This window comes from Amycolatopsis sp. CFH S0740 (genome assembly GCF_004522315.1).
Taxonomy (GTDB): Bacteria; Actinomycetota; Actinomycetes; order Mycobacteriales; family Pseudonocardiaceae; genus Amycolatopsis; species Amycolatopsis nivea.
Genome location: NZ_SDLS01000002.1, coordinates 347967 through 369172, shown reverse-complemented (window position 1 = coordinate 369172; position 21206 = coordinate 347967). Strand labels below are relative to the sequence as shown.

Annotated in this window: 21 protein-coding genes; 9 read left to right on the top strand and 12 right to left on the bottom strand. The window is 69.0% G+C overall.

All coding sequences use genetic code 11. The features are described 5' to 3' along the window. The first annotated feature begins 25 nt into the window (after positions 1-25). Entirely contained in the window at positions 26-364 is a 339-nt protein-coding gene (locus EIZ45_RS05020) for a cupin domain-containing protein (RefSeq protein ID WP_134662042.1), read from the top strand. A 63-nt stretch (positions 365-427) separates the two neighbouring features. On the opposite strand, the gene EIZ45_RS05015 is transcribed toward EIZ45_RS05020, so the two are convergent. The 3 genes from EIZ45_RS05015 to EIZ45_RS05005 all read right to left on the bottom strand — a co-directional run bounded on the left by EIZ45_RS05015 (position 428) and on the right by EIZ45_RS05005 (position 3757). Continuing rightward, positions 428-943: a DUF6319 family protein gene (locus tag EIZ45_RS05015; RefSeq protein WP_043827095.1), complete on the bottom strand. Its 516-nt coding sequence runs from the start codon at positions 941-943 to the stop codon at positions 428-430. 137 nt (positions 944-1080) lie between these two features. Beyond that, the gene (gene acs / locus EIZ45_RS05010; RefSeq protein WP_037808375.1) at positions 1081-3060 is read right to left on the bottom strand and encodes an acetate--CoA ligase; all 1980 of its coding nucleotides are present in this window, start codon (positions 3058-3060) and stop codon (positions 1081-1083) included. Between the two features lie 118 nt (positions 3061-3178). Next, entirely contained in the window at positions 3179-3757 is a 579-nt protein-coding gene (locus EIZ45_RS05005) for a GNAT family N-acetyltransferase (protein WP_037808374.1), read from the bottom strand. A 113-nt stretch (positions 3758-3870) separates the two neighbouring features. On the opposite strand from EIZ45_RS05005, the gene EIZ45_RS05000 reads away from it, so the two are divergent. The 6 genes from EIZ45_RS05000 (at position 3871) to EIZ45_RS04975 (ending at position 9346) form a co-directional block, all read left to right on the top strand. Beyond that, positions 3871-4368, top strand: coding sequence for a phosphoribosyltransferase (locus EIZ45_RS05000; RefSeq protein ID WP_037808373.1), 498 nt, complete (start codon positions 3871-3873; stop codon positions 4366-4368). Then, positions 4365-5087, top strand: a complete 723-nt coding sequence (locus tag EIZ45_RS04995) for an oxidoreductase (protein WP_134662041.1) — start codon at positions 4365-4367, stop codon at positions 5085-5087. The genes EIZ45_RS05000 and EIZ45_RS04995 overlap by 4 nt, the downstream gene beginning before the upstream one ends. A gap of 29 nt (positions 5088-5116) precedes the next feature. Then, a complete protein-coding gene (locus EIZ45_RS04990; RefSeq protein WP_134662040.1) occupies positions 5117-5344 on the top strand; it encodes a hypothetical protein in 228 nt (75 codons plus the stop codon). A gap of 93 nt (positions 5345-5437) precedes the next feature. After that, a complete protein-coding gene (locus tag EIZ45_RS04985; RefSeq protein ID WP_134662039.1) occupies positions 5438-6187 on the top strand; it encodes a 3-hydroxybutyrate dehydrogenase in 750 nt (249 codons plus the stop codon). A gap of 34 nt (positions 6188-6221) precedes the next feature. Beyond that, positions 6222-7529 carry an MFS transporter gene (locus EIZ45_RS04980; RefSeq protein ID WP_134662038.1) on the top strand — a complete coding sequence of 436 codons (1308 nt, stop codon included), beginning with the start codon at positions 6222-6224 and terminating at the stop codon, positions 7527-7529. Further along, positions 7526-9346, top strand: coding sequence for a GAF domain-containing protein (locus EIZ45_RS04975; protein ID WP_134662037.1), 1821 nt, complete (start codon positions 7526-7528; stop codon positions 9344-9346). The genes EIZ45_RS04980 and EIZ45_RS04975 overlap by 4 nt, the downstream gene beginning before the upstream one ends. On the opposite strand, the gene EIZ45_RS04970 is transcribed toward EIZ45_RS04975, so the two are convergent. Beyond that, positions 9331-9900, bottom strand: a complete 570-nt coding sequence (locus EIZ45_RS04970; RefSeq protein WP_134662036.1) for a TetR/AcrR family transcriptional regulator — start codon at positions 9898-9900, stop codon at positions 9331-9333. The genes EIZ45_RS04975 and EIZ45_RS04970 overlap by 16 nt on opposite strands. Before the next feature lie 88 nt (positions 9901-9988). On the opposite strand from EIZ45_RS04970, the gene EIZ45_RS04965 reads away from it, so the two are divergent. Next, a complete protein-coding gene (locus tag EIZ45_RS04965) occupies positions 9989-10864 on the top strand; it encodes an aldo/keto reductase (protein ID WP_205669815.1) in 876 nt (291 codons plus the stop codon). A 2-nt stretch (positions 10865-10866) separates the two neighbouring features. Here EIZ45_RS04965 and EIZ45_RS04960 read toward each other — a convergent pair whose 3' ends face one another. Then, positions 10867-11745 carry a sigma-70 family RNA polymerase sigma factor gene (locus EIZ45_RS04960; RefSeq protein WP_134662034.1) on the bottom strand — a complete coding sequence of 293 codons (879 nt, stop codon included), beginning with the start codon at positions 11743-11745 and terminating at the stop codon, positions 10867-10869. An 83-nt stretch (positions 11746-11828) separates the two neighbouring features. Between EIZ45_RS04960 and EIZ45_RS04955 the strand changes: the two genes are divergently transcribed. Further along, a complete protein-coding gene (locus EIZ45_RS04955) occupies positions 11829-12269 on the top strand; it encodes a carboxymuconolactone decarboxylase family protein (RefSeq protein WP_238603934.1) in 441 nt (146 codons plus the stop codon). 69 nt (positions 12270-12338) lie between these two features. On the opposite strand, the gene EIZ45_RS04950 is transcribed toward EIZ45_RS04955, so the two are convergent. The 7 genes from EIZ45_RS04950 to EIZ45_RS04920 all read right to left on the bottom strand — a co-directional run bounded on the left by EIZ45_RS04950 (position 12339) and on the right by EIZ45_RS04920 (position 21106). Then, positions 12339-12917, bottom strand: coding sequence for a hypothetical protein (locus tag EIZ45_RS04950; RefSeq protein ID WP_134662033.1), 579 nt, complete (start codon positions 12915-12917; stop codon positions 12339-12341). A 16-nt stretch (positions 12918-12933) separates the two neighbouring features. Then, positions 12934-14010 (bottom strand): HoxN/HupN/NixA family nickel/cobalt transporter, encoded by a 1077-nt coding sequence (locus EIZ45_RS04945; protein WP_134662032.1) that lies wholly within the window; start codon positions 14008-14010, stop codon positions 12934-12936. Positions 14011-14101: 91 nt separating this feature from the next. Next, on the bottom strand, positions 14102-15031 hold the full coding sequence (locus EIZ45_RS04940; protein WP_106961109.1) for an N-acetylmuramic acid 6-phosphate etherase: 930 nt from the start codon (positions 15029-15031) through the stop codon (positions 14102-14104). A 16-nt stretch (positions 15032-15047) separates the two neighbouring features. After that, positions 15048-16049: a MurR/RpiR family transcriptional regulator gene (locus EIZ45_RS04935; protein WP_037808359.1), complete on the bottom strand. Its 1002-nt coding sequence runs from the start codon at positions 16047-16049 to the stop codon at positions 15048-15050. A 211-nt stretch (positions 16050-16260) separates the two neighbouring features. Next, entirely contained in the window at positions 16261-18015 is a 1755-nt protein-coding gene (locus EIZ45_RS04930; RefSeq protein WP_134662031.1) for a serine hydrolase domain-containing protein, read from the bottom strand. Between the two features lie 11 nt (positions 18016-18026). Further along, a complete protein-coding gene (locus EIZ45_RS04925) occupies positions 18027-19307 on the bottom strand; it encodes an exo-beta-N-acetylmuramidase NamZ domain-containing protein (RefSeq protein WP_134662030.1) in 1281 nt (426 codons plus the stop codon). After that, complete coding sequence (locus EIZ45_RS04920) at positions 19304-21106, bottom strand: glycoside hydrolase family 3 protein (RefSeq protein WP_167756356.1); 1803 nt, start codon at positions 21104-21106, stop codon at positions 19304-19306. Before EIZ45_RS04920 ends, EIZ45_RS04925 begins: the two co-directional genes overlap by 4 nt. Between the last annotated feature and the right edge of the window lie 100 nt (positions 21107-21206).

Here is a 21206-nt window from a genome sequence, read left to right as displayed (position 1 = left end):
CTGACCGGGCGAATAGGCTGCCGGGATGGAGCGGGAGTGGCGGACGTTGTCGGTGGTGGAGGGCGTGGCGTTGCGCGGCGGCACCGGGCTGATCCGGGAACGGGCGCGCGCGGAACACGGTCTGGCGTACGAAATCCGCTATCCGGCGGGCGTCGCGTCGGCCGAGCACAGCCACGACCACGACAGCATCGTGCACGTGCTGGAAGGGCGGCTGCGCGGCACGGTCGACGGCGTGTGGTCCGAACTCGGGCCGGGAGACGTCGTGGTGCATCCGCGCGGCGTGCGCCACCACGTCGAAGCGCTGACCGACAGCCGGTGGATCGAGTTCAAAGCCCCGCTGCCGGGGCGGCCGCCGGTGGGCTGAAACGACGAACGCCCGGGTCCGGAGCCACGAGTGGACACCGGACCCGGGCGAACCGGGTCTGACTCAGTTGTCGAGCTCGGCCAGCGCCGCCTTCGCGGCTTCCAGCTCGGCCTCGAGCTGCGCGACCTTCGCGGCCTGCGCCTCGCGGGCGGCGTTGATGACCTCGTCGATCGGGCCGGACAGGTCGTCGTGCAGTTCCTTCGCCGCGCGCGAAACCGCCGCGGCCGGAACGGCAAGGCCCTTCGCGACCCACTTGGCGCCGTTCTTCAGCTCGGCTTGCCACTCGCCGTCCGCCGTGCCGGTGACGGTGAGCGTGAGCTCCACGGTGCGGGTCTTCTTCGCCGTCGACGCCGCGGCCTTCGGGCGGCCGCGCTTCGGCTTCGGCGATTCGACCGCCGGGGTCTCCTCAGCCTGCGAAGACTCCGGCTTCGGGGCGTCCGCCGGGGCGCTCGAAGCTTCGGGAGCGGCGGTGGGCTCGGCGACTTCCGGGGCCTCCGGGGTGCCGGCGGCCTGCGGCGATGACTCCGCCGCCGGCCCGGCCGCAGTGTCCTCGTCGTGCGTCAAGGCTTCCACGGACATTCGTGTCGTCTCCTTGCCCGGATCTGGGTTGGGTACGCGGGCATCTTAGAACATGCGTTCGATGCCCGCACTTTCAGGGGATCAATGCAGGAAGGGACCCTCCCAGCCGGGAGGGTCCCTTCCTGACGGTGAAGAACTTACTCCTCCTTGCCGGAGTTCAGCCCGGAGGAGATGAGGTCCATGACCGACGAGTCGGCGAGCGTGGTGACGTCGCCGATCTGGCGGTTCTCCGCGACGTCGCGCAGCAGCCGGCGCATGATCTTGCCGGAGCGGGTCTTCGGCAGCTCGGCCACGACCATGATCTGCCGCGGCTTCGCGATCGGCCCGATCTCCTTCGCGACGTGGTTGCGCAGCTCCTGCACCGCGTCATCCCCGCCGTCGACCGCGTTGCCGCGCAGGATCACGAACGCGACGATGCCCTGTCCGGTGGTCGGGTCGGTCGCGCCGACGACGGCGGCCTCGGCGACCGTCGGGTGCGACACGAGCGCGGACTCGACCTCGGTGGTGGAGATCCGGTGCCCGGACACGTTCATGACGTCGTCCACACGGCCGAGCAGCCAGATGTCGCCGTCCTCGTCGTACTTCGCGCCGTCGCCCGCGAAGTAGTAGCCCTGCTCGGAGAAACGGGACCAGTAGGTGTCGCGGAAGCGCTCGTCGTCGCCCCATACGCCGCGCAGCATCGACGGCCACGGCTTGTCCAGCACCAGGTATCCGCCGCCGCCGTGCGGGACCTCGGTGCCGGTGTCGTCCACGACCTTCGCCGAGATGCCCGGCAGCGCGCGCTGCGCGGAACCCGGCTTGGCGGCAGTGACGCCGGGCAGCGGCGAGATCATGATCGCGCCGGTTTCGGTCTGCCACCACGTGTCGACGACCGGCGTCTTGTTCGCGCCGATCTTGTCGCGGTACCAGATCCAGGCCTCGGGGTTGATCGGCTCGCCCACGCTGCCGAGGACCCGCAGCGAGGACAGGTCGTACTTCGCCGGGATGTCCTCGCCCCACTTCATGAAGGTGCGGATCAGCGTCGGCGCGGTGTAGTAGATCGAGACCTTGTACTTCTGGATGATTTCCCAGTGCCTGCCCTCGTGCGGGGTGTTCGGCGTGCCTTCGTAGACGACCTGGGTCACGCGGTTCGCCAGCGGCCCGTACACGATGTAGGAGTGTCCGGTGATCCAGCCGATGTCGGCGGTGCACCAATAGACGTCTTCGCCCGGCTTGTGGTCGAACACGACATTGTGGGTGTACGCGGTCTGGGTCAGGTAGCCGCCCGAAGTGTGCAGAATGCCCTTCGGCTTACCGGTGGTGCCCGAGGTGTAGAGGATGAACAGCGGGTGCTCGGAATCGAAGGCTTCTGGCTTGTGCTCGGTGGACTGCCCGTCGACCAGTTCGTGCCACCACAGGTCGCGGCCCTCGGTCCACGGCGTCTCGCCCTCGAGGTCGCTGCCGGTGCGCCGCACGACGATGACCTTCTGCACGGTTTCCGCGCCCTGCAAGGCTTCGTCGACGTTTGCCTTCATCGGCGCGGCCTTGCCGCGGCGGTACTGGCCGTCCGACGTGATCACGATCTTCGCCGCCGCGTCGTCCACCCGCGCGCGCAGCGCCGTCGGCGAGAAACCGCCGAACACCACGCTGTGCAGGGCTCCGATGCGCGCGCACGCCAGCATCGCGAAAATCGCCTCGGGCACCATCTGCAGCTGGATCGCCACGACGTCCCCGGCGACGACGCCCAGCGACGACAGCGCGTTCGCGGCCTTCGAGACCTCGTCCTTCAGCTGCGCGTAGGTGATGTCGCGCGTGTCGCCCGGTTCGCCGACCCAGTGGATCGCGACCTGGTCCCCGTGGCCGGACTCGACGTGCCGGTCCACGCAGTTGTACGCGACGTTCAGTTTCCCTCCCACGAACCACTTCGCGAACGGAGCATTGGTCCAGTCCAATACCTGGGACCACTTCGTGTCCCACGACAGCCGCTCCGCCTGCCCGGCCCAGAACTGCTCCCGGTCAGCGTCCGCCGTCGCATACATATCGGCCTTCGCGTTCGCCTGACCAGCGAACTCGTCGCTGGGAGGAAACGTGCGGCTCTCCGTGAGCAGGTTGTCCAACGCTGGGGACTGCTCGGTCATGGTGCAAAGCCTCCTGTAGTGCGAACCCGCGGCTCAGGGAACGCTAGCGACGTTAGTCCGCCTACGACAAGGTTGCAGCCACGTTGCGCGCACAGCGCCAAGCGGAGTGCGGCGAGGCTCAGCCGAGGCGGGCGAGCAGCCGGGCACGGGCGCCCGGCCACTCGGCGTCCGTCATCGAGTAGAGCACCGTGTCGCGGGTCGTGCCGTCCGGACGGATCCGGTGCGCCCGCAGCACCCCTTCGCGCAGCGCGCCGAGCCGTTCGATGGCGCGTTGCGACCGGAGGTTGCGGTTGTCGGTTTCCCACGCGACGCGCTGGGCGCCCCAGTCCTCGAAGGCGTTGCGCAGCAGGAGGAATTTGGACTCGGTGTTGAGCGCGGTGCGCTGGAAATCCGCGCCGATCCAGGTGTGCCCGATCGAGAGGATCCGGTGCTTCGCTACTACCTGGTAATAAGAAGTGGTTCCGGCGACGCGGCCGGACGCGACGTCGATCTGCGCCCACGGGCGGCGGTCCGGGTCGGCGAGCGCGTCCTTCACCATCGTCTCGGCTTCGCCGAGGTCGGCGGGCTGGCGGAGGCTCAGCCAGGCCCAGATGCCCGGGTCGGCTCCGGCTTCGAGCAGGCCGGCGGCGTGCTCGAGGCCGAGGGGTTCGAGCCGTACGTGGCGGCCGGACAGAATGGGGTGCTCGCTCCAGGTCACAGGCTCACGCTACGACGGCGAGTGGCTGTGTCGAAGTACCATTTCCCAGTCATTTCAGCAGTCCACTTTACGGCCGCTTATGCTCGGCGGACCACCCGAGAAAGAGAGCGCGCATGGCCGAGGAGCGAGAAAACCTCACCTGGGAGTTGTTCGGTTCGGCGAGCCGGGAGCTGGCGGAGGCGGTGGCCGAGGACGGGTTCGCGCCCGACCTCATCCTGTCCATCGCGCGCGGCGGGCTGTTCGTCGCCGGCGCGCTCGGGTACGCGCTCGACGTGAAGAACCTGCACGTGATGAACGTCGAGTTCTACACCGGCGTCGACCAGCGGCTGGACCTTCCGGTCATGCTGCCGCCGGTGCCCAACGTGGTGGATCTCACACACAAGAAGGTGCTGGTCACCGACGACGTCGCGGACACCGGCGCGACGCTCAAGCTGGTCCGCGACTTCTGCGCCGACCACGTCGCGGACGTGCGGTGCGCGGTGGTGTACGAGAAGCCCGCCTCGACGGTGAAGTGCGAATACGTCTGGAAGCGGACTGACCGGTGGATCAACTTCCCCTGGTCGGTGCTGCCACCGGTGGTGGAGCGCGCGGGGCAGGTGCTCGACGCATGAGTGATCCCCTGAAGCCGTTGCTGGAGCTCGACGGCGTCGCCGCGGCAGCCAAGGCCGCGCAGGACGCCGTCTTCGCCGTGCACCGGCTGCCCGCGAACCTGCGGGGCGGCGCGGAGACCGCGGCGGAGGCTTCGGTTCGGGCGGCTCGGGCTTCGGCGGGGATCGACGGGGCCAATCCCGAACTGCCGGAAGACGGTTCGGTGACCGACCCGTTGCTCGCCGGGGCGCTGCGGGTCGCGGAGAAGCTGGAGTCGTTGCTGCCGACGTGGCGGCGGGCTCCGTTGCAGACGGTGGCCCGGCTGCATTTGCTGGCCGCGTCGGACGTGGTGTCCGATCCGGATCAGCTCGGCCGTCCGCAGCGTGGCGGCGAGCGGCTGGAGATGCTGGCTCAGCTCGTCACCGGCGCGACCTCGGTGCCCGGGCCGGTGCTCACCGCGGTGGTGCACGGCGAGTTGCTGGCGCTGTCGCCGTTCGATTCGGCGGACGGGGTGGTCGCCCGGGCGGCGGCTCGCCTGTCGATGGTGGCCACCGGGCTTGACCCGAAGGCGTTGACGGTCCCGGAAGTCGCCTATTTCCGGCGGGTGCCGCGGTATGTCGAGCTGGCGCAAGGGTTCGCTGGCGGGACGGCCGACGGCGTGCGCGAGTGGCTGCTCTTCTGCTGCGAGGCATTCGAAATCGGGGCGAGCGAGGCGCGGAGCATCTCGTCGGCCGCTGGCTGACCCGGGCCGAGCTGTGTGATGCTGAAGGCATGATCAAGCCTGGAGGACGCGACCTCTGCCGTCGGCGACACGCCGAAACCGGCGCGGAATGCTGCCTGCCGGATACCCATTACCCGCGGCCGCATTGCGACGTCTCGGGAACCAGTTGGCACGACGGCCTTTGCCCGGACTGCCATGGCGGTGGTGCCGTGTTCGACGCGGTGTGTCCCACCTGCAACGGCCACGGGTTCGAGCTGATCGTGATGGACGAAGATTAAGTTTCCAGCGTGGGCTGACCACATAGAGAATCAGCGTTCTGTGGTGGATTGACCCATGGTCGCCCAGGTCGGAGCGACTTACTGTTTCCGGCCATGACCAGTGACAGTTCCCTCGCCGGGCGCACCGCGCTGGTGACCGGCGGCGGCAGCGGCATCGGGCTGGCCTGTGTGCGGGCATTCGGCGCGGCAGGGGCCAAGGTGCACGTCGTGGACGTCGCCGGGGCGGAGGCGGCTGCCGCTGAGGTCGGCGGGCAGGCGCACGCGGTGGACCTGACCGACCCGGCGGCGCTGGCGAGGTTGCCAGCGGACGTCGATGTGCTCGTCAACAACGCGGGCGTGCAGCACGTCGCCCCGTTGCCGGAATTCCCGCCGGAGCGGTTCGCCTTCATCCAGTCGTTGATGGTGAGCGCGCCGTTTCTGTTGATCCGCCAGTGCCTGCCCGCGATGTACGCGCGCGGCTGGGGCCGGATCGTCAACATGTCCAGCGTGCACGGCGTCCGGGCGAGTCCGTACAAAGCTGCTTACGTCACGGCGAAACACGCGCTCGAGGGACTGTCCAAAGTGGCTGCTCTCGAAGGTGCCGAGCACGGCGTGACTAGCAACTGCGTGAATCCCGGCTACGTTCGTACGCCGCTCGTCACCGGTCAGATCGAAGCGCAGGCGGCCGAGCACGGGGTGCCGCCGGAAGAAGTGCTGGAACAGGTTTTGCTGCGCCGGGCCGCGATCAAGCGATTGATCGAACCCGAGGACGTCGCCGATCTCGTGGTGTGGCTGTGCGGCGAGTCCGCCGGGCACGTCACCGGCGCGTCGCTTCCCGTTGACGGCGGCTGGACCGCTGGCTGAATCCCCCTTTCCCCACAACGGAGTGGAGTCCATTATGGACAAAAAGCTGCTGCGCGTCGTCGGAGCCGGGCTGATCGGAACCACCATCGAGTGGTACGACTTCTTCCTCTACACCTCGGCCGCCGCGCTGGTCTTCAACAAGCTGTTCTTCCCGACCGCCGACCCGCTCACCGGCACGCTGCTGGCCTTGCTCACCTACGCGGTGGGCTTCCTCGCGCGGCCGATCGGCGGGCTCGTGTTCGGGCACTTTGGCGACCGGATCGGACGCAAGAAACTGCTGGTCGTGAGCCTCCTGATGATGGGCGGCTCGACGTTCGCGATGGGGTTGCTGCCCACCTACAGCGCGGTCGGCGTGCTCGCGCCGGTCCTGCTCACGCTGCTGCGGCTGATCCAGGGCTTCGCCCTCGGCGGCGAGTGGGGCGGCGCGGTGCTGCTGGTGTCCGAGCACGGCGACGACCGGCGGCGCGGGTTCTGGGCGTCGTGGCCGCAGACCGGCGTTCCGGCCGGGAACCTGCTGGCCACGGCGGTGCTCACGATCCTGGCGTCGGCACAGTCGGACGCGACCTTCCAGGCTTGGGGCTGGCGGATCCCGTTCCTGCTGTCCGGCGTGCTGGTGGTGCTCGGCCTGTGGATCCGGCTGGCGGTTTCGGAATCGCCGGTGTTCATCGCGGCGAAGGCTGCTGCGGACGAGCGTGAGCAGGCACCGATTGTCGACGTCTTCCGCGGGCACTTCCGCGCGCTGGCCGTGACATTCGGCGCGCGCATCGCGGAAAACGTGTCCTACTACGTGATCACCGCGTTCATTCTCGTGTACGTGACCACCGGGCTCGGCCTGCCGAAGGCGACCGGGCTGACCGCGGTGCTCGTCGCGTCGGCGGTGCACTTCGTGACGATTCCCTTGTGGGGCTTGCTGTCCGACAAGATCGGCCGGAAGCCGGTGTACCTGTTCGGCGTGGTCGGAATGGCCGCTTGGTCGTTCGGTTTCTTCTGGCTGCTCGACCTGCGCACGACTGGTTCGGTGATCGGCGCGGCGGTGATCGGGCTCGTCGTGCACGGTGCGATGTACGGGCCGCAGGCGGCGTTTTTCGCGGAACAATTCCCGACGCGCGTGCGCTACACCGGGCTTTCGGTCGGCGGCCAGCTGTCGTCCATCGCGGCCGGTGCGGTCGCCCCGTTGATCGCGGTGGCGCTCTTCGAGGCGTACCACTCGACGGTGCCGGTTTCGGTTTACGTGGTCGCGATGTGCCTGTTGTCGCTGGTCGCGCTGCTCGCCGCCCGGGAGACGCGCGGCGCGTCGCTGCACGAGACGGCGGCCGAACGGCAGGCTTCAATGACAGCATGACGGGTGTGGACCCCACTGCCGAGGCGTATCGCCGGCTGCTCGAACTGCTCGCCGCCGGAGCGAGCAGCGAGCAGCTGGCGCACGTCGCTGCCCGGGGCTTGTCCGCGGAACAGTCCGCCGCGATCGGTTCGGCGACCGAGCTGGCGTTGCGGATCCGCGAGACGCTCAGCGAGCACCGGCGGCGGGAAGCCGAGCTGACCGCGTTGTTCGACACCGCCAGCGACCTCGCCCGGTTGCGCGATCCGGACGCGGTGCTGCGGTCGATCGTCCGGCGCGCGCGGACGTTGCTGGGCGTGGACGTTTCGTACCTCAGCCTCAACGACGAGGCGAACGGCGAGACGTACATCCGGGTCACGGACGGGTCGGTTTCCGCGCTGTTCCAGCAGATTGTCCTGGGGATGGGCGAGGGGCTCGGCGGGCTCGTAGCGCAAACCGCGCGTCCCTACGCGACCGCGGACTACTTCGAGGACGAGCGCTTCCGGCACACAAACCCGATCGACGCGGGTGTCCGCGAAGAGGGGTTGAAGGCGATCCTCGGCGTGCCACTGGCGATCGGTGGCAAGGTGTTGGGCGTGCTGTACGCGTCCGACCGATCGTCGCGGGCGTTCTCGACGGCGGAAGTCGCGCTGCTGTCGTCGCTGGCCGCGCACGCCGCGATCGCGTTGGACACCGCGCATCTGCTGGAAGAAACGCGCTCCGCGGCCGCGGAACTGAACGCGGCCAACGCGACGATGCGCCGCGCCGATGACGCGCACGACCGGTTGATGGACCTGGTGCTCGGCGGCGCGGATTTGCCTGCGGTGGCAGCGGAAGTGGCCGGAGTGTTGCGCGGCTCGATCGCTGTGCACGACGAGGAAGGCGGGCTGCTGGCCGGTACCAAGGTGGCTTTTGACGCTGCCGCGGTTGCTTCATCGCACGCCAATGGCCGCGCTGTGTCCACAAAGGACGTCTGGGTCTGCGCAGTGCGGGCAGGCCGCGAACTGCTCGGCAGCCTGACGCTCTCCGGACGGCCCGAGCTAGCTGGGGACGACCGTCGGCTCTTTGAACGGGCTGCGGTTGTCACGGCCTTGCTGTTGCTGCTGCGTCGTTCCGTCGCGCAAGCCGAGGATCAAGTGCGCGGCGAATTGCTGACCGACCTGCTCACCGCGCCGACCCGCAACCCGGGCTCATTGGTCGCTCGCGCACGCCGGTTGGGGGTCGATTTGTCCGCACCGCACGCGGTTTTGGTCGCACATGCGTCCGGTATTTCTCGACGCGGGCTCGCCGCGGCATGCGCACGGTACGGCGATCTAGTCGGTGTTCACGCGGAGCAAGTTGTCGCACTCGCGCCGGATCAGCCTGCGGCGGCACGGATCGCGGCCGAGTTGAAGTCCGTTGTGGACTGTCCGGTGACCGTCGGCGCGGCTGGCCCGGCGAGTGGCCCGGAAGCGTTGGCGCAGGCGTACACTGAAGCTGTTCGATGCGTTAATACTCTGCTTGCTCTCGGCCGCGAAGGCGACGGCGCGGCGATGGCCGACCTCGGGTTCCTCGGCGTCCTGCTTGGCAGACATTCCGACCTGTCCGGCTACGTCCGCGCGACACTCGGCCCGGTCCTCGACTACGACGCCCGCCGCGGCACCGACCTCATTGGCACGCTGCGTGCGTACTACGCGGCGGGCGGGAATTTGGCGCGGGCAAAGGAAACCCTGCACGTCCACGTCAACACGGTCGCGCAGCGGATGGAACGCCTCGCGGTGCTGCTGGGCGAGGACTGGCGCGAGCCCGAACGCTCGCTGGAGATCCAGCTCGCGCTGCGCGTGCATCAACTCGGCGGCTGACGGACCCCGGCGAGGATCAGATCGAGCATCCGGTCCAGTTGCTCCGGCCCGTCCGGCAGCGTCCGCATGCTGCACGCACCGACCACCGTCACGACCACGTCCTGCGCCCGGACGTCCGTCCGAAGCGTGCCATCGGCCGCGCCCGCATCCATGATCAGCTGGACGGCCTCGGTCAGCTCGGCGCGGACTTGCGTCATGTCGACCGTGCCCGCCTCGATGATCGCGCGCAGCGCGTCGGCCATGTCGTACTTCGTACTCGCGTACTCGGCGAAGCGGTCCATCCACCGGCGCAGCGCGCGAAGCGGCTTCTCGCTCTCAAGCAGCTTCGGCGCGCTCGCGACGACCTGAGCCAACTCGTCCCGGTACAGCGCTTCGACCAATGCTTCGCGGGTAGGGAAGTGACGGTAGAGCGTCCCGATGCCGACACCCGCTTCGCGCGCGACGCGCTCCAACGTCACTGGCTCGTCGCTTTCGCCGAACGCTTTGCGGGCAGCAGCGAGCAGGCGGAGCCGGTTGCGTTCGGCGTCCGCGCGCGGTTTCTTGGCGCTCGACAAAGCGGAGGGTCCTCCGGTTCTGCTACGGTGGAAATACGGAGGCGCCTCCGCATCATCTTCCACTATGCCACGGCAGGAGTCTTTCCTCATGACGGCAACCACTGCTCCAGGCGGCACCGCGAAGCTCGCCGGCCGCGAGGTCGCGCGGATCGGCTACGGCGTGATGCAACTCGGCCGCCCCGGAACCGACCGCGCTGACCAGGTGAAACTGCTGCGCGAGGCGGCCAACGCGGGCGTGAACCACCTCGACACCGCCCAGTTCTACAGCGACGGCCGCTGCAACGACCTGATCCGCGAAGCCTTCTCGCCCTATCCGGACGACCTGGTCGTGGTGACCAAGGTCGGCGCCGAGGAATCAGCGCAAGGGCTCCGGCTCGCGCAACAGCCCGAGCAGCTGCGGGCGCAGGTCGAGGCCAACCTCGCCGCGCTCGGCGTCGAACAGCTCGACGTGGTCAACCTGCGCCGCGCGGACGCCGGACCCGGCCTGATCGCGGAAGGCGACCAGCTCGTCGACATCGACGACCAGCTCGCCGAGCTGATTTCCCTGCGCGACGCGGGAAAGATCGGCTCGCTCGGGCTCAGCAACGTGTCCGCCGACCAGCTCCGGCACGCGCTCGGAGCCGAGATCGTCTGTGTGCAGAACTCCTACAACGTGCTCTACCGCGCCACGGAACTCGTGCTGGAGCTGTGCCGGGAACACGAAATCGCGTGGGTGCCGTACTTCCCGCTGGGCTCCGCGTTCGAGCTGGGCCAGGACGTGCGCGGCAATCCGGTGGTGACCGGCGTCGCGGCCGAACTCGGCTGCACCCCGGCGCAGGTCGCGCTGGCCTGGCTGTTGCAGCGCTACGCGGGCACGCTCCTGATCGCGGGCACGGCGAGCTCCGCGCATCTCGCCGAAAACCTCGCGGCCGGCCAGGTGCAGCTGCCCGCCGAAGCGGTAGCTGCCCTGGACCGGCTCGGCTGACCTCAGAAGTTCAGCGCCGCGATCCGCTCGACGTCGGCGAGGATGTTGATCTCCGTGATCAATCCGTCGGCCACGGTGAACGACAGCACCGAAACCGCCTTCCCGTCGCGCCGGGCGACGAAGCCAGGACCGCCGTTGACGGTCGCGTACTGCGACACCAGACCGTCCGGGCGGAACTGCGACGCGCTGCCCGCGACCTCGGCCGCGCCGCGCACGACCTTCGAGCCGAGTCCGCCGGTGTCGACGCGCAGCAGAGCGTCCGGGTGCAGCAGGGCGACGAGCCCCTCGAGGTTGCCGCCGCGCGCAGCGGTGAGCCAGGCGTCCGCGATCTTGCGCTGCTGTGCTCGATCCGCCGGACCGGCCGGGGTCACCCCTTGCACGCGGCGGCGCGCCCGGCTCGCCAGCTGCCGTACCGCGGCGGTGTTCTTGTCGAGCATCGTCGCGATCTCGTCGAACGGCACGGCGAACATGTCGTGCAGGACGAACGCGAGCCGTTCCGCCGGGTCGAGCGCCTCCAGCACCACCAGCAGGGCGAGCCCCACCGAGTCCGCGAGGACCTCCTGTTCCGCCGGGTCGACGCCGTCCCCGGTCTCCACGACCGGGTCCGGCACCCGGATGTCCAGCGGGTCCTCGCGCCTGCTCGCGCGCGAGCGCAGCATGTTGAGGCACTGCCGCGACACGATCGTCGTCAGCCAGCTGCCGGTGTTGCGGACGTCCTCTCCCGACGACCGCGTCACCCGCAGCCAGGTCTCCTGGATGGCGTCGTCGGCCTCGGCGAACGAACCGAGCATCCGGTACGCCACCGCCCGCAACCTGGGCCGATGCTCCTCGAACTGAGCCGCCCAAAAATTCTCGTCCTGTTTTTCGTCCCGCACTGTCACATCTTCTCCTTGGGCCGGGTCATACCAGCAAGACCCGCCGAACGAGGCGGGCGTGACAGGAGGAGATCACCATGCAGGCTCGGATGACCCACCCGATCCAGGTTCAGCCGGACGCCATGAAGGCGCTGATGGCGCTGAGCAAGGCCACGAACGACAGCACGGTGCCCGCGACCACGCACCACCTGATCCACCTGCGGGTGAGCCAGATCAACGGCTGCAGCATGTGCGTCGACATGCACTCGCGGGAGATGAAGGAAGCGGGCGAGAAGGACGAGCGGATCTGGGGCGTCGGCGCGTGGCGCGAATCGCCGTACTTCACCGACGCCGAGCGCGCCGCGCTGGACCTGGCCGAGCACGTGACCCGGCTCGCCGACCGGTCGGACCCGGTGCCGGACGAGGTCTGGGACGCCGCCGCGGACATCTACGACGAGAAGGAGCTCTCATCGCTGCTGCTGTCCATCGCCGGCATCAACGTGTGGAACCGGCTCAACGCCGCGATCCGCCAGCCGGTCGGCTCGTTCTGAGGCGCGCTGGGGGTACTGGGGGTGGTGCCGGGGCGGCGGCAGGGGGATCCGCCGCCGCTCCCGGCAGCTTCACACGCTCGCGGGCAGCTGGTCCCGGATCGCCGCGACGGCGGCTCGTGGATCGTCGGCCCAGAGGTCGAGCCGAGTGATCTCGACGGTGCCCTTGCGGCCGAGGTCGACCAGCCGCGGTTCGCACAGGGTGACCGAGATGTTGGTCGCCTGGCTGATTCCCACGGCCAGTACCCCGTCTTCGGGCACGCTGACCCCGCCGCGTTCCTTGAGCGACCGGTTCGCCTGCCGGACCGAATCGATGCTGGCCAACGGGATCCGATGGTCGAAGAAGGACAGGTACCGCACGCGGAGCCCGTCGCGGCTGACTGCGTGCGGGTACTTGTAGAGCGTCGCGACGAGTGCCAAGAACGCGAGCGCGCCTAGGATTTCCAGCACCAGCAACACGATCCGCACCGGAACCGACTTCACCACGACCTCGACCAGCACGATGTCGACCGGGTTGACCGCCAGCATCACCCAGAACAGCGGACGGATGCCGCGGCTGTAGTGGATCGCGACGCCGTCCGGCGGCACGTCGGTCTGGCGGCGGAACACGAGCGCCAGCGCTCTGGCCAGTATCGGCAGTTGTCCCTTCACGATGCCCCCTGCGGTGTCAGTCGGCGGCACCCAGCCGCGCGGCCCACTTCTCCTCTATTCTCCCGAATTTCCAGATCGCGAACGCGGCCGACCAGGTGATCACGAACAGCCCGACGATCGCGAAGCCCACGTAGTCGAGGTCCACCGAGGCGATCGCGGCGAGCGGACCGGACGTGATGCCGAGCTTCTCGGCGAGCAGCGTCACCAGTTCGATGGTCCCGATGCCGAGCGCGACCGCCACGGAAAGCGCGGTGACCGTGAGGTTGTAATAAATCTTCCGGATCGGCCGGGAAAACGCCCAGCCGTATGCGTAGTTCATCAGCACGCCGTCGGCGGCGTCGAACAAGCTCATTCCGGCGGCGAACAGGATCGGCAGCACGAGAATTGCGTACCAGGGCAAGGAGAACGCGGCCGCACCCGCGGCGAGCACGAGCAATCCGATTTCCGTCGCGGTGTCGAAACCGAGTCCGAAAAGGACTCCCACCGGATAGATGTGCCACGGCTTCCGCACCGCTTTGGTGGCTCCGCGCAACAGCCGGTTCATCAGGCCGCGGTTGTCGAGATGACGTTCCAGCTCCGCCTCGTCCAGTTCGCCGCGGCGCATCCGGGCGAACACGCGCGCGATCCCGACGAGCACGACCAGGTTCATGATCGCGATCAGGTACAGGAAAACCCCGGACACCGACGTGCCGATCAGGCCGGTCGTCTCGTGCAGCGCGGAACCGTCGTCCTGCAGTTGCCCGGCGATCGCGCGGACGCCCGTCGACAGCAGCAGGCACAGCGCGAAGACGATCGTCGAATGCCCGAGGGAGAACCAGAACCCGACCGACAGCGGACGCTGCCCGTCGGCCATCAGCTTGCGCGTGGTGTTGTCGATGGCGGCGATGTGGTCGGCGTCGAACGCGTGCCGCATGCCGAGCGTGAACGCGGTGACCCCGAGGCCGATGCCGAACGTGCCGCCCGCACCGAGCGCGTAATGCTCAGGCGCGACCACCAGCACGAGCAACCCCCAGCCGACGAGGTTGAGCAGCAGGATCACGGCCGCCATGCCGCCGATCGACCACCGGTCGCCGCGAGTGAGCCGTTGCGTCATCGCCGTCCTCTCGCTCGCCGGAAAACCGTGAAGGGCCCCTTGCGGGAATCAGATTCTCGCAAGGGGCCCTTCACGGACAATCGGGTAGAGCTCAGCCGGCGCGCAGGTGCAGCGAGTCGAGCGCCTTGCGGACGTGCCCGCCCGCCGCGGACAGCGCCTCGGCGGAACGCGTGACGTCGCAGCCGGACAGCAGGTGCACGAGCGCGACCTTGAGGTCGCCGCCCGCTTCGGTGAGCGCGTCCGAGCAGTCGGCCATCGTCATGCCGGTGGCTTCCTGCAGGATCCGGATGGTGCGGCCGCGCAGCTTCGCGTTCGTCGCGCGCATGCTCACCATCAGGTTCGAGTACGTCTTGCCCAGCTTGATCATCGTCGCGCTGGAGAACGCGGTGAGGATCAGCTTCTGCGCCGTGCCCGCCTTCATCCGGGTCGAGCCCGCGATGGCCTCGGGACCGGTGGCGACGGCGATCAGGACGTCCACGCCCGCCGGTTGCGCGGCGCGCGGGTTCGCCGAGACGAGCCCGGTGTGCGCGCCGATCCGGCTGGCTTCGGCGAGCGCGCCGAGCACGTACGGCGTGCGCCCGGAGGCCGCGAGACCGAGCACGAAATCGCCCGGCCGCACCGACCCGGCGATTTCCGCCGCTCCGGCGTCCGCGTCGTCCTCAGCGTTCTCGACGGCCTGCCGCAGCGCCTTCTCACCGCCCGCGTGGTGGGCGATGAACCAGTCGCCGGGCACGTTGAACGTCGGCACGAGCTCAGCCGCGTCCAGCGTCGCGAGGCGGCCCGAGGTGCCCGCGCCGACGTAATGCACGCGCCCCCCGCCGCGCAGCGCCTCGACGGCGTAGTCGACCGCGCGGGCCAGCTGCGGCAGCACCGCGGCCACCGCGTCCGGCACCCGGCGGTCCTCGGCGTTGATCGCGCCGAGGATCCCCATGGTGGACATCAGATCGATGTCCACCGTGCGCGGGTTTCGTTGTTCGGTGGGCGAATCGACGTGCACCGTCTGGCAAGGGACGGACATCAGATCCTCGCTTCTTGGTTCATTTGCCGGTTTCCCGCGGACGACGACGACCGTCGGGTCTGACCCCGAGCCGGTGCGAGCCGACCGCGTCCCTCGTGGCGTCCAAGGCGCTGACCGACGCCTCCATGTGCCGCTGCGCGACGCCGATGAAGAGGCAGTCGATGACGGTCAGCTGGGCGATCCGGCTGGCGGTGGCCCCGGACCGGAAGGTGGTTTCGCGGGCCGCCGTGGTGAGCACGTGGTCGGCGACCTCGGTGATCGGCGAGCGCGGGAAGTTCGTGACCGCGACGGTCACCGCGCCGTGCTCGCGCGCGACCCGCAGCGCCTCGACGGTGTCCGTGGTCGCGCCGGTGTGCGAGATGCCGACCGCGACGTCGCCCGGCTTCAGCACGGCGGCCGAGGTCAGCATGATGTGCGTGTCCGACCAGGAGAAGCTGACGCGGCCGATCCGGTGCAGCTTCTGCTGCAGGTCAGCGGCGACGAAAGCGCTTGCGCCCACGCCGTACACGTCGACCCGGCCGGCTTCGGCGACGAGGTCGATCACGCTCTGCAGCGCGGCGACGTCGAGCTGGTCGGCGGTCTCTTCGACGGCGCGCGCGTCGGCGAAGCTGACCTTGCCGATGACGGACGCCAGGTCGTCGCCGGGGCCGATCTCGCCGCCGAGGTTGCGCGAGGTGCGCGCCTCGGTGCGGGCGGTGTCCGCGGCGAGCGCGATGCGCAGCTGCGGGTAGCCGCCGACGCCGACGGCCTTGCAGAAGCGCGTCACGGTGGTCTCGGAGGTGTTCGCGGCGAGCGCGACCTCGGTGATGCTGCGGCGCGCGACGGCGGCCGGGTCTTCCAGGACAACCTTCGCGACCCGCTGCTCGGCCCGGGCGAGTCCGGGCAGCAGCGAGCGAATGCGGACCAGGGGGCTCGCATCCGCGTCGCGCGCCGTCGCCTGACCTGCGAGGTGCTCGGAGGGTGCGCTGCTGATTACGGATCCCGCATCATCCGCCGTCGGAAAGTTACTAACCGTTGGCATTTGCGACAAGGCTACCCACATCCTTCGGCAGAACCACAACCCGTCCGTGTCTGCGGACTTCGGTTTGCGATTAATCGTTGTCAAGAAAGTCGCCAACCGAGTCCACGGTGTTAACGACCTCAAGCTAACGACTTGGCAACTAAGTGTGTCTAGCGAAGGAGTCTTGTTCCACTGAGTGGGGACACGAAGGTGGCAATGCGCGGCGGGGTGCCTACCGAGCGCTCAAATTCCAGCCCGAAGAGGCCAGCTCCGCGGGGTTTCGCTCACCATCGAGAACGACGTGGCCGCGTTGGGTGACTTTCACACTATCGAGGGAAACTCCCCGCCCCGTGTAATTCGGATCGGTGCTGTAACGCCACCGGAGCGAGGTAGCCGCGGCGGCGGGCACCTCCGCGGACACCCGCCACCAGGAGCGGTGCCCGTGTCCGCCGAGCGCGGACGTCTCGTCGCCGGGTGCGCCCGGGCCACGGGCCTGGAGCGGAACAGGTTGCCAATTAACCCCGTCGGTGCTCGATTCGAGCCGCAGCGGGTCGCTCGGGCCCTCTGTGTCGACGAAAGCGGCGAAGGACACGCGCAGTGGTGCACCTGCTGGAAGCGGTTGGGTACTGAGCGTAGCGACGCCGTTGTTTCCCAGGCTCGCGTACCAGGCATCGGGACCCTGGACCGGCCGCACGGCCATCGCCTTCGCGAGCGAGGTCGCCCAGACCTGGCGGGCGGTGTTGATGGAACCCCAGGTGCGCGTGGGGTGCACGCGATTGGTGAGCAGCAACGCGAACGACCGCGACTCGGGATCGATGACCAGCGTGGTGCCGGTGAAGCCGGTGTGGCCCGCGCTGATCGGCGACGCCAGCGCGCCCATGTACCAGGGCTGGTCCAGTTCGAAGCCGAGCCCGTGCTCGTCGCCGGGGAAGCGCTGGTTGTAGTTCGTCAGCATCTTCGTGACGGTGTCCGGCCGCAGGATCCGGTGCCCGCGGTAGCTGCCGCCGTTGAGGATGGCCTGGGAGAGCACGGCCATGTCGTTCGCCGTGGAGAAGACGCCGGCGTGCCCGGCGACGCCGCCGAGCGACCAGGCGTTCTCGTCGTGCACCTGTCCGCGCACGAGCCCGCGCGGCGGCGTCGTCTCGTACTCGGTCGCGGCGATGCGGTCGAGCTTCGACGCGGGCGGGTTGTAGCCGGTGTCAACCATGCCGAGCGGCGCGGTGATGCGGTCGTGCACCACCTGGTCCAGCGGCTTGCCGGACAGCTTCTCGATCAGCAGGCCCAGCGTGAGCATGTTGAGGTCGGAGTACAGGTACGTGCTGCCCGGCGCGTTCTTGAGCGGGCTGTCGAGGATGGCCTTGCGCCGCGACGGGATGTCGGGATAGCCCTGCCAGAGCGACGGTGACGGGTCGGCGTCGAAGCCCGAGGTGTGGGTGAGCAGCTGCAGCACGGTGACGTCCTGCTTGCCGTTGACGCCGAACTCCGGCAGATAGCGCACGACCGGCGCGTTGACGTCCAGCTTGCCCTGCTCGGTCAGCTGCAGCGCGGCGATCGAGGTGAAGAGCTTCGAGATCGACGCCATGTCGAAAATGGTGTCGCACCGCATCGGGACCTGCTGGTCCGGCGGCAGTTCGGTGCCCTTCGCGTCGGCGTACCGGAGCGCGCCGCCGACGGCGTAACGGTCCACGACCACGCCGTCGTGCGCGAGCAGCCCGACCGCGCCGGAGAAGTGCGGATGCCCGCTGGCGTCCGGCTGCGTCCAGCTCTTCAGGAACTGTTCGGCGTCGCGGATCGGCCGCGGATCGAGGTTGACCTCGCCCGGGCTGCCGTCGCGCAGCGTCGTGCTCGCCGGGGCGAACCCGTGCTGCGGACGGTCGAAACGCCCGGCGAAGCCGCCGTGTCGGTTGTCGATCGTGGCTGCTCCCGCGGTCGTCGTGGCCGCGACCAGTACGGCCAACGTCGCGACGAGCACTTTCCTAGCACGCATGACCGCTCTCCTCAGCGATAGATCAGGTGGGGGCGGCGTCTGCGGGCGAAGTCGGCGAGTTCGGCGCGCCACGCGCCGGTGATCTCGTCTACCCCGGCGCCGGCGTCGACCATGGTGCGCAGCCGCGCGGATCCGGACAGCTTGTCGATCATGTGGTCCGGCCGCCAGCCGAATTTGTCGGGCGCGACGCGCTTGGCCGTCACGAACATCGAGACGGTGGTGCTGATGGCATCGAAGGCCCGCGGGTCGGTGACGGTGACCTGTACGCCGCCGCAGGGCTCGTTCACGAATTTGCCGAAGGTGGGCACGAAGTAGATCTCGCGGAACGCCGCGCCCGGCAGGTGGAGCTTCTCGAGCTCTTCGCGCCAACGCCAGTCGAGGCCCGGCGCGCCGATGATCTCGAACGGCCTTGTGGTGCCGCGTCCTTCGGAGAACACGGTGCCCTCGAACATGCCCGTGCCCGGGTACACGAGCGCTGTGTCCGGCGTCGGCATGTTCGGGCTCGGCAGGACCCAACGGAGACCGGTGTCGGCGAAGAAGCTGTCGCGTCGCCAGCCGCGTACCTGGACGACTTCGAGCTTCGCCAGCTTCACGCCTTCGCCGGGCAGGAACTCGGCGGCGAAGAACCGCGCGAGTTCGCCGACCGTCATCCCGTGTTGCTGCGCGATCGGCTTCAGCCCGACGCCGGACGAGAACTTCGGGTCGAGCACTGGGCCGGACAGTCGTCCGCCGATGGGGTTCGGCCGGTCTAGGACGACGAAGGCCGCGTTGACCTTCGCTGCGGCGACCATCGCCGTGTACAGCGACCAAATGTAGGTGTAGAAGCGCGCGCCGACGTCAGCGATGTCGAAGACGACAGTGTCCAGTCCGGCCTTCTGAAACAGCGAAGCGAGCTTCGTCGCGTTCGCGCCGTACGCGTCGTACACGGGGATGCCGGTGCGCGGGTCGGTGTAATCGCCTTCGGAGCCACCGGCTTGCGCGCTGCCGCGAAAGCCGTGCTCCGGCCCGAAGGCCGCGACGGGACGTACGCCCGCCGCGACCATCGAGTCGACGATGTGGTCACCGTTGGCGAGCACGCCTGTCGGGTTGGACAGCACGCCGAGCTTGCGTCCGGCGAGCGGACGCCAGCCCTGCGCGGCGATCTGTTCGGCACCGGTGAGCACCCGGCGTTCCAACTCGGCTTGCGCTGCTTCGGGTGTCGCTTGGGCTGCCTGTGCCGCTGTCGAACTGCTCGCCAGCACTGGCACGGCGAGCGCCGGAACGGCCAGGAAATTCCTGCGGTTGAGAGTCACCAGGTCAGCCCGTGTCCGAAGGGGTATTTGACGGTGTGCACGTCCGCCCCGGCCGGGACGTCGACCGGCAGCTTCCCGCTGGGCTTCGTCTCGCCGAGCACGACCTTCGCCAGCGCTTCGAGCGACGGCGTGATGTACCCGTAGGTAGCGAGCCAGGTCGGCACCGGGTTCGCGTAACCGGCGTCGTACGGAATCTGCGCGGCGACCGCGACCACCAGCTTGCCAGTGTCCATGAGTGCTTGAAGAAGCTTGCCCTGCAAGGGGAAACCGCCGAGGTTGTTCGTGAGCACCACGACGACGTCGTTCTGCTTCGCGGCCGCCGCGGCCTCGGCGATCTGCGCGTCGGTCGGGGTTTGCCCGGTGGCCAGCGCGGTCGCCTTGGTGCCGTGTGCGGTGAAGCGGTCGGCAAGCGTTTGCGTCGTGGTCGCGCCCCAGCCGGTGACCAGCACGCTCGACGGCTTCTGCTTGAGCGGCAGCACCCCGGCGTCATTGGCGATCGCGGTGATCGACCGGTCGGCGATGCCCTGCGCGGTAGCCAGGTGCTCCGGTGTGCCGACCTTCTTCATGACCTGCGACGGGTTATCGAACGGCGAGTACAGGATTCCGCGCTTCAGCTTCAGCTTCAGCACCCGCAGCACGCTCTGGTCGATCCGCTGCATCGGCAGGTCGCCGGACTTCACCGCGGCGATCACCGCGTTGATCGCGACGTCCAGGTGCACCGGCATGAGCAGCTGGTCCACGCCCGCCTTCAAGGCGAGAACCGGGATTTCGGCGTCGCTGTGCAGCTCCCGCACGCCCTGCATCTCGAGCGAGTCGGTGATCACGACGCCGTTGTAGCCGAGTTCGCCGCGCAGCTTGCCGGTGATGATCGGCTTCGACAGCGTCGCGGGCTCACCGGACGGGTCGAGGCTCGGGAACTGGATGTGCGCGCTCATGATCGAGTCGATGCCGGCGGCGATCGCGGCCTTGAACGGCGGCACGTCGATCTTGCGCCAGTCCGCCTCGGAGCGGTCGATCTTCGGCAGCCCGGTGTGACTGTCGGTGGCCGCGTCGCCGTGGCCGGGGAAGTGCTTCGCGGTGGACGAGACGGTCTGGCTCGCCGGCCCGGAGTCCTGGTAGCCCTTGACCTCCGCGGTCACGAAACTGCTGGCCAGGTCGGGCCGTCCGGAGAACGACCGGACGCCGATGACCGGGTTGGCCGGGTTGGAGTTGACGTCCGCGTCCGGCGCGTAGTCCTGGTTGATGCCGACCGCGCGCAACTCGTGGCCGAGGATCGTGGCGGCCTTGGTCGCGCTGCCGGTGTCCCGGCCGGCGGCGATGGCCATCGAGTTGGGGAACTCGGTGGCCGGCGCGCCCATCCGCGTGACCGTGCCGCCCTCCTGGTCGGTGCCGATCTGCAGCGGGATGTGCGCGCCGCTGGAGATCGCCGCGCGCTGCAGGCCGTTGGACAGCTTCGCGACCTGCGTCGGGTCGTCGAAGTTGTCGCGGCTGGAGTTGTTGAAGTAGATGACGCCGCCGAGGTGGTACTTCTGCACGGCTTGGGCGGCGGTGTCGACGCCGAAGTCGGCCTGGTTCTTCGGGTTGACCTCGTCCGCGGACTTGCCGTTCACCCACGTGACGAACAGCTGCCCCACTTTTTCTTCCAGGCTCATGCCGCGCAGCGCCCGTGCGGCCGCGGCGTCGAGCTGCGCGGCCGCCTGCTGGGGTGTCTGCTGCGGCTGTTTCGGCGCCGCGAACGCCGAGGAACTCAACCCCCCGACGGCGAGCACCCCCGCAAGGGGAACGGCGAACACCTGCATCCTCCGCGTGCGCGCGAGTCGGTTCGTCACGAATTGCCTCCCAGTGTCGCGTGCCGCCGCGGGTGCGGACGCGAGTCGTGAAGCGTCCACCGGGCAGCAC

Coding starts and splice junctions, on each gene's coding strand:
- EIZ45_RS04955 (WP_238603934.1), top strand. CDS start 11,829: ATGACCCACCCGATCCAGGTTCAGCCGGACGCCATGAAGGCGCTGATG.
- EIZ45_RS04935 (WP_037808359.1), bottom strand. CDS start 16,049: ATGCCAACGGTTAGTAACTTTCCGACGGCGGATGATGCGGGATCCGTA.
- EIZ45_RS04985 (WP_134662039.1), top strand. CDS start 5,438: ATGACCAGTGACAGTTCCCTCGCCGGGCGCACCGCGCTGGTGACCGGC.
- EIZ45_RS04965 (WP_205669815.1), top strand. CDS start 9,989: ATGACGGCAACCACTGCTCCAGGCGGCACCGCGAAGCTCGCCGGCCGC.
- EIZ45_RS04975 (WP_134662037.1), top strand. CDS start 7,526: ATGACGGGTGTGGACCCCACTGCCGAGGCGTATCGCCGGCTGCTCGAA.
- acs (WP_037808375.1), bottom strand. CDS start 3,060: ATGACCGAGCAGTCCCCAGCGTTGGACAACCTGCTCACGGAGAGCCGC.
- EIZ45_RS04995 (WP_134662041.1), top strand. CDS start 4,365: ATGAGTGATCCCCTGAAGCCGTTGCTGGAGCTCGACGGCGTCGCCGCG.
- EIZ45_RS04930 (WP_134662031.1), bottom strand. CDS start 18,015: ATGCGTGCTAGGAAAGTGCTCGTCGCGACGTTGGCCGTACTGGTCGCG.
- EIZ45_RS04990 (WP_134662040.1), top strand. CDS start 5,117: ATGATCAAGCCTGGAGGACGCGACCTCTGCCGTCGGCGACACGCCGAA.
- EIZ45_RS05020 (WP_134662042.1), top strand. CDS start 26: ATGGAGCGGGAGTGGCGGACGTTGTCGGTGGTGGAGGGCGTGGCGTTG.
- EIZ45_RS04920 (WP_167756356.1), bottom strand. CDS start 21,106: ATGCAGGTGTTCGCCGTTCCCCTTGCGGGGGTGCTCGCCGTCGGGGGG.
- EIZ45_RS05000 (WP_037808373.1), top strand. CDS start 3,871: ATGGCCGAGGAGCGAGAAAACCTCACCTGGGAGTTGTTCGGTTCGGCG.
- EIZ45_RS04980 (WP_134662038.1), top strand. CDS start 6,222: ATGGACAAAAAGCTGCTGCGCGTCGTCGGAGCCGGGCTGATCGGAACC.
- EIZ45_RS05015 (WP_043827095.1), bottom strand. CDS start 943: ATGTCCGTGGAAGCCTTGACGCACGACGAGGACACTGCGGCCGGGCCG.
- EIZ45_RS04945 (WP_134662032.1), bottom strand. CDS start 14,010: ATGACGCAACGGCTCACTCGCGGCGACCGGTGGTCGATCGGCGGCATG.